Source organism: Myroides pelagicus (assembly GCF_009711055.1).
Classification (GTDB): domain Bacteria; phylum Bacteroidota; class Bacteroidia; order Flavobacteriales; family Flavobacteriaceae; genus Flavobacterium; species Flavobacterium pelagicum.
The window spans coordinates 23,341-29,836 of the sequence record NZ_WMJY01000031.1 but is presented as its reverse complement, the minus strand read 5'-3'; the positions used below and the strand labels follow the sequence as shown (position 1 = coordinate 29,836).

Genomic DNA, 6,496 nt, shown 5'->3' with positions numbered 1-6,496 from the left:
TAATTTTGTGACACAGTTGGCGGTACACCCTCAACATATCGCATTAAAAGATGCGTTAAAGTTTAATCAAATTAAAATTGATAAAGATACTACTACAATTGAAGATGTTAAAGACGTTAAAGGAGGTATCGAAGTCAAAGGTCAATTTATTTCTGAATACAATATTCACATAAGACGCCCCAACAAAATTATTTATAAAAAATTTATCGATGGTCATATTTTTGTTATTCCTAACAACAATATTGATAATTTGAATTTTACATATGTAGAAATATCAGATGGTTTTAAATTAAAAGCAATAGGTAATATTTTACTAATTACAATAATAATAATTGGCTTTTCTGGTATTCTATTTTTAATAGCTAACTTATTTTTCAATATAATATTTCCTGAATACTTAAATAGCCTCTTTAAACGATTTGTATTTACAGTGGCATCTATTTATACTTTAGTAATTTTGATTGATCTACATAGCACTAATTTTAAAAATATTAATAAAGATAAAAATACTTACTACAATATTTATCTGATACTTTTTATATCCACCTCTTTCTTATGGTTATTTGAAGTATTAACTGGCTTGCAGTTCTTAATTCTCTTTATACTCTCCTCTTTTTATAATATGTTGAAAATTCCTAAATTCTCTTTAAACCTGTTATTATATGTTTTGTGTATAATACTTTATATTTTAATTCTTAATTACGTTTTTTAATGACTTACCTAATTTTAGACTGTACACCTACAGCCTAAAATTAGGATACTCAGCTTCAAACTTTATTCTTTCTTCATATTTCTTAAGGATAGTATAGAACTCTACCTCATCAACTCCCTTCAGCATTTCATACTGGCTGATATCTCCTCTAGACATATCGTATAAAAGCTCACTCCACTCTTTGTCTATTCTTATCTGTTCAACCTCGTAATATCGCTCCTTACTTATCTATCAATCCTCAAAAATACCCTAAAAAGGGTATTTCCGTAAAACTGAACTTCTCATAGCTTTGTCCCAACGACTAGTACCCCCGAGTTAGTTAAAATTAGCCAGTACAGTAACTCATGCATGCTCCAATTTAAAGCATTGTTGTGTTTAAAACACCCAAAAAAAAGTTTACCAAAAATCAAGTGATACTGTTTGCGGAGTCTATTGTACTGGTATATCAACTAAAACAAATACAATACTTTTTAAATACACACTTATGAGAAAAATTTTTAACTTAATGATTCTAACCTGCTTTGCGGTGATTGGACTATCGTGTAGTAGTGATGATAACAACACTACCCCTGTAGATCCTGTGGTTGTTGAAAAGCCATTAGAATTAATCGCTGATCAGACAGAGATTTTTGCAGGAGATACTGTAAAGTTTACAGCGAGATCAGAAAAAGAAGTTGTCGAAGATGTAGAAATTTTTATTGACCAAGTTAAAGCCACTAATCCTTATACCTTCGAACAGATTGGTCAGTACAAAGTAACTGCTAAGGCTAAAGGATATAAAACAAGTAATACGGTAACAATCACAGTAGAGGAAAAACTACCAATACTGGTATTGTCTATAGAAAATCCTTTGCCTATCGTAGACCGTATGCTTGTTACATTTATCGTTAAAGACAATAATGGAGAGCTTGTTGAAGATGCTGAAATTTTACTAGATGGTAAGAAAACAATGAATCCTTGGCCTGCTGAAATTGGCGAGCATTCATTCATTGCTACTAAAGAGGGGTATCAAACAAGTGATGAACTAAAAGTAACTGTAATAGAACCTGAACCACTTTTTATAACTACTCAATTCGGTGAAAACACTATCATGGAGGAGATGGACGTTCACTTTACTGTACGTGATAAAAACAATACCATAATTAAAGATGCTCGCATTTTCGTAAACGGACATAGCGTAAGTAATCCTTGGAAAGCAACCGCTGGACAACACCTAGTAAGAGCTTATAAAGATGGGTATATAACCAAAGAACCGCTAGAGATTACCGTAAATGCTTATCCTACCTATACAGGGTTTTACTCATACGATGGTCAAACTATTGAAGTAAATGCTTCTGAGTTAACTTTTAAAAGGTTTGAATTGATAGATTCAACTGTTTATTCGTTATGGTGGGAAAACACCTATAGCTCTAATAATCAAGGGTACTGTACGGTTGAATTCTTAACTCCTGCCATTCATAATCCAGATGGAAGCTATACAGCTGTTAACCCATCTAAGACAACGGATATCACTTGGTTAAACGCTAGAGTTTACGATAAGGACAATTTTTGGATCTTCAGTAGCTCTTATTCAGAAGACTTTACTGGTATCTATCAAGTTATGAATGTTAGTGGTCGATTAGGATATATACATGCTAATTACCACCTAAAAACCAAAACTGGTGCAAATAAGCCTTTTGAAATTGAGTTCAATGGTGATCGTAAAGTAATTAATTATAATTTTTAATTAACAATCTTTTGTAAGTAGCTGCAACTAACCATACTTACAATAAAGAGTTTGAAAAAATTCACTTTTACAGACAATGTTGTATTGTCATCTTTTTTAGAATTAAGCTAAAACTAGTGGTCCTTTTGCTGTGGCTACTAGTTTTTGTGCTTTGATTTACTTACTGCTTAAGCGCTACTTTTATTATAGCTAACATTACTAAAAAAACTTACTTTAGCTAAAACCAGTCATAGATCAAATATTTTTGTAAAAACAAGAAAAACACAAAACAAAACCTTTATTAAATATAGATGATACTACAACCCAAGATTATAAATAAATTAGACAAAGACACTCTAGTAAATTTTCTAAATAGCTATAGCTTATTGGATCAAAACTTTACCATTAGTTTTAATCTATTTTTTGCCTCTAAAGACATTTTAAAACAAACTCAAGTACATTTAAATGATAAAATATCCATTAGAATTAAAACTTACCTGGACATAAACAATGACTTTTTAACCTTAGATACTCTGAGTGAATTAATCAGTGAATTAGACACTTACTTTTTGATTGCAGATCTACTTATAGAAAACAAAAAATATAAAAGTGCCCTTATTGTTCTTAAATCACTTTTGAGCAATACCATAAACCTAAGTAATAACTGTGATGATAGCAACGATCATCTCAACGTTTTTATCACAGAAACAATAGAGTCAATATTGCGTATTGCCAGTGAGAATAAAAACAGTAAGACTCATGATAAAATTACTAAATTTTTAAATAAACAATTAGACAACCCTACTTACCGCAGTTTTGGCTATGATTTTTTAATCAAACAAGTCTAATTCGAGAATTAAAACATCTAATAAGTAAATAACATCTAATAAAAAAACAATCATGTTTACCCCACATACCATACCCTATCGTATTATCGTTTTTGTCTTTTTTATCAGTCTTACAATTTTTGCTCAAGAAAAAAAGTCAATACCACACATTGAGATAGACTCTCTGACAAACATCTTAGCCAAAGAGTCAGCTAGTGATACTTTAACTGTAAACCGAATCAACGAACTCTCTAGACTTCTGTTAAGAGTCTCTGAGTTTGATCAGGCTATCGTTCACGCCCAAAAGTCAGAACAATTAGCCAAGAAGATTAAGTACAAATTCGGACAAGCAACCGCTTTTAGTATCCTGGGAATCGCTAATGTCTATAAAGGTAATTACCCCTTAGCTTTAGACAACTTCCAGGCTAATCTAAAAATAACTGAGGCTCTTGGAGATCAACGTGATATAGCAAATTCGTACAATTATATTGGTATCGTTTATCTATCGCAAGGCAACTATCCCCTAGCTCTGGAATACTACTTTAAAACCTTAAAAATATTTGAAGAACTTGACTATAAAAAAGGTATTCTAAATGCTCTTAATAATATCGGTATTGTTTACAAAAATCAAAAAGAATATTCAAAAGCCTTAGAATATTACTTTAATGCCTTAAAAATAGTAGAAAATACAGATGATAAGCAAAGTACTTCAATGGCTTATAACAACATTGGAAGTGTTTATCAACTTCAAGGCAACTATCCTAAGGCATTAGAATATCTGTTTCAAGCCTTAGCGTTAAAACAAGAACTAGGCAATAAACAAGAACAGGCGGGTTGTTATAACAACATTGGTATTATTTATAAACAACAAGAAAACTACCCTGAGGCCTTGAAGTACTACTTCAAATTCTTAGAATTAGCCCAACAGGTTAAGGACAAAGCATCTATTGCACTTGCTAATAACAATATTGGACTTGTCGAGCTAGAATTAAACCGAGTTGATTCTGCTCAAAAACACATTGAAAAAGCCTTAATCCTTGCCAAAGAAACCGGAAACAAAAGTTTAATTAGAGATTTCTACTACAACACTACTCTTGTGGATAGTACCTTAGGCAACTATAAAGATGCTTACCAAAACTACAAACAATACATCGTTTATCGTGATAGTCTGATCAATCAAGAAAACGAAAAGAAAAGCCTAGAAATATCCATGGGCTACCAATTCGATAAAAAAGCAGCTCTTTTCCAAGAGGAACTTAAAACAAAGCAATTGCAACGCAATATCGCTTTTGTTGGCATTGGAGTCATGGCTTTACTAACCATTTTGGTCTTCTATTTGTTTAAATTGAGGAATAAAAAATTCAAAATAGAAAAGCAAAACCTTGAATTACAACGCAGAGAAGTAGAAATTCTAAAGGAAAACGAACAATTCAAGACACGATTCATTGCTAATATCTCTCATGAATTTAGAACCCCACTAACCTTAATCAACGGTCATGTAGAAGTATTGAAACAAAAAGGTGATCAACAAGACTTTTCTCATTTTAACGAAATCGAACAAAATGGAAAAAGACTCCTTACTTTAATTAATCAGTTGCTAGACCTTTCTAAAATGCAAAGCGGTCAATACAAGCTCAAATATCAAAACGGCAATGTATTAAACCAGGCTAGCATGCTCGTTCAGTCATTCCACTCCTATGCCCAACAGCACGGTATTTCGCTAATACTGGAGCATACCGAAAGTGCAAAAACATTGCCTGAGCGTCAATTCAACTATAGCTCAGAGGCCTTGGCAATAATTATAACAAATTTAATATCCAATGCCATCAAATACACACCCGCTGGGGGAAGTGTCACTACAGAAATTGATTATAAACAGGATAAGATATTCATTAGCATTACAGATACAGGAATAGGTATTTCACCCAATGATATACCTAGAATCTTTGAACGTTTCTATCAAGTAGATGATCCCAAACAGCGCACCTATGCAGGCTCTGGTATTGGACTAGCTCTTGTTAAGGAGTTAGTTAACCTTCACCAAGGAGATATAAAAGTTGAATCTCCTGTAGAAGGTGGATGTACTTTTACCTTTTGGATTGAAAGTGCGCAAACCGAAGATATCGAAACAACCAACGCTATTGAACCCAACAATGACCTACCAAATAGCCAGCCTACACCTGCTGCTACTGATGAATCTGAGAACACAGAACTTCCTTTAGTACTGGTAATAGAGGATCAATCAGAGCTACGCAGTTTTATCGTTGACAATTTAGGACAGCAGTACCGTTATGAGCAAGCATCAAATGGTAAAGATGGTATACGCCTGGCAAAAGAACTGCTTCCGGATTTGATTATCAGTGATGTGATGATGCCAGATGCCAATGGATATGAAGTTTGTGAAACACTCAAAAATAATGTAGCTACTTCACATATACCTATTATCTTACTCACGGCTAAGGCAGAACAAAAAGATAAGCTCACCGGTTTACAAACAGGAGCAGACGATTATCTAACCAAGCCTTTTTCTCTTGCAGAGATTAGACTAAGGGTGAAAAATATCTTATCTTTTAAAGAGTTGTTGCGCAAAAAGTTTAAAGGCAACACTATGCCTACTGCGGAAGAAACTCCAGAGCTAAACACTCGAGATAGAAAATTTGTAGATGATGTAACGGGTTTAGTCGAGCAAAATATTTCTAATTTACAATTTGGGGTAAATACCCTAGCCGATGGTGTATGCTTATCTGTGAGTCAGCTCAACCGAAAGCTTAAAACTATAACCGGGAAAACACCCGCGGAGTTTATTCGAAACATTCGTCTGGAAGAGGCTGTTGAATTATTAAAAGATGGAGAAAGTGTTGCTGATACTGCTTGGGCTGTTGGCTTTGAAGATTCAGTTTACTTTAGTAAAGTATTTAAAAAACACTGGGGATATCCACCTTCTTCAGTAAAAAAATAAAATCAACAATTAAACTAATTGATCATAAAATATTTAAACCCATCAAGCATTCACTCTTGATGGGTTTTATTTTTAACTAACTATATATCAATCATTTGTAAAAAAAACATAACATATAATGCTCAAAAAACACCTAGTATTTGCGTGAATTTTGCCAAAATGAGCTAAGTGTACCCTTGTAGATTTGTAACTGAATGCTCAAGTAAATAAGTCATGACTAATTCATGCTAATTTATCTAACTGAGTTGTATTAAAAAGATGTTACTATGTAGCATATTGCCAATTCAACTCCA

The 6,496-nt window shown here is 33.0% G+C and carries 5 protein-coding genes; 4 read left to right on the top strand and 1 reads right to left on the bottom strand.

The annotated features are described in order from the left end of the window. Nucleotides 1-712, top strand: a 712-nt coding sequence (locus tag GJV77_RS14730; protein WP_162521617.1) for a hypothetical protein, incomplete at its 5' end; no start/stop codon positions are given. Between the two features lie 27 nt (nt 713-739). Here GJV77_RS14730 and GJV77_RS15020 read toward each other — a convergent pair. Next, nucleotides 740-868 (bottom strand): hypothetical protein, encoded by a 129-nt coding sequence (locus GJV77_RS15020; protein ID WP_262885838.1) that lies wholly within the window; start codon nt 866-868, stop codon nt 740-742. 328 nt (nt 869-1,196) lie between these two features. Between GJV77_RS15020 and GJV77_RS11815 the strand changes: the two genes are divergently transcribed. The 3 genes from GJV77_RS11815 to GJV77_RS11805 all read left to right on the top strand — a co-directional run bounded on the left by GJV77_RS11815 (nt 1,197) and on the right by GJV77_RS11805 (nt 6,203). Beyond that, complete coding sequence (locus GJV77_RS11815) at nt 1,197-2,438, top strand: hypothetical protein (protein ID WP_155036567.1); 1,242 nt, start codon at nt 1,197-1,199, stop codon at nt 2,436-2,438. A 290-nt stretch (nt 2,439-2,728) separates the two neighbouring features. Beyond that, nucleotides 2,729-3,265 (top strand): hypothetical protein, encoded by a 537-nt coding sequence (locus GJV77_RS11810; protein WP_155036566.1) that lies wholly within the window; start codon nt 2,729-2,731, stop codon nt 3,263-3,265. Nucleotides 3,266-3,317: 52 nt separating this feature from the next. After that, a complete protein-coding gene (locus GJV77_RS11805; RefSeq protein WP_155036565.1) occupies nt 3,318-6,203 on the top strand; it encodes a hybrid sensor histidine kinase/response regulator transcription factor in 2,886 nt (961 codons plus the stop codon). Nucleotides 6,204-6,496: the final 293 nt, after the last annotated feature.

Coding starts and splice junctions, on each gene's coding strand:
- GJV77_RS15020 (WP_262885838.1), bottom strand. CDS start 868: ATGTCTAGAGGAGATATCAGCCAGTATGAAATGCTGAAGGGAGTTGAT.
- GJV77_RS11805 (WP_155036565.1), top strand. CDS start 3,318: ATGTTTACCCCACATACCATACCCTATCGTATTATCGTTTTTGTCTTT.
- GJV77_RS11815 (WP_155036567.1), top strand. CDS start 1,197: ATGAGAAAAATTTTTAACTTAATGATTCTAACCTGCTTTGCGGTGATT.
- GJV77_RS11810 (WP_155036566.1), top strand. CDS start 2,729: ATGATACTACAACCCAAGATTATAAATAAATTAGACAAAGACACTCTA.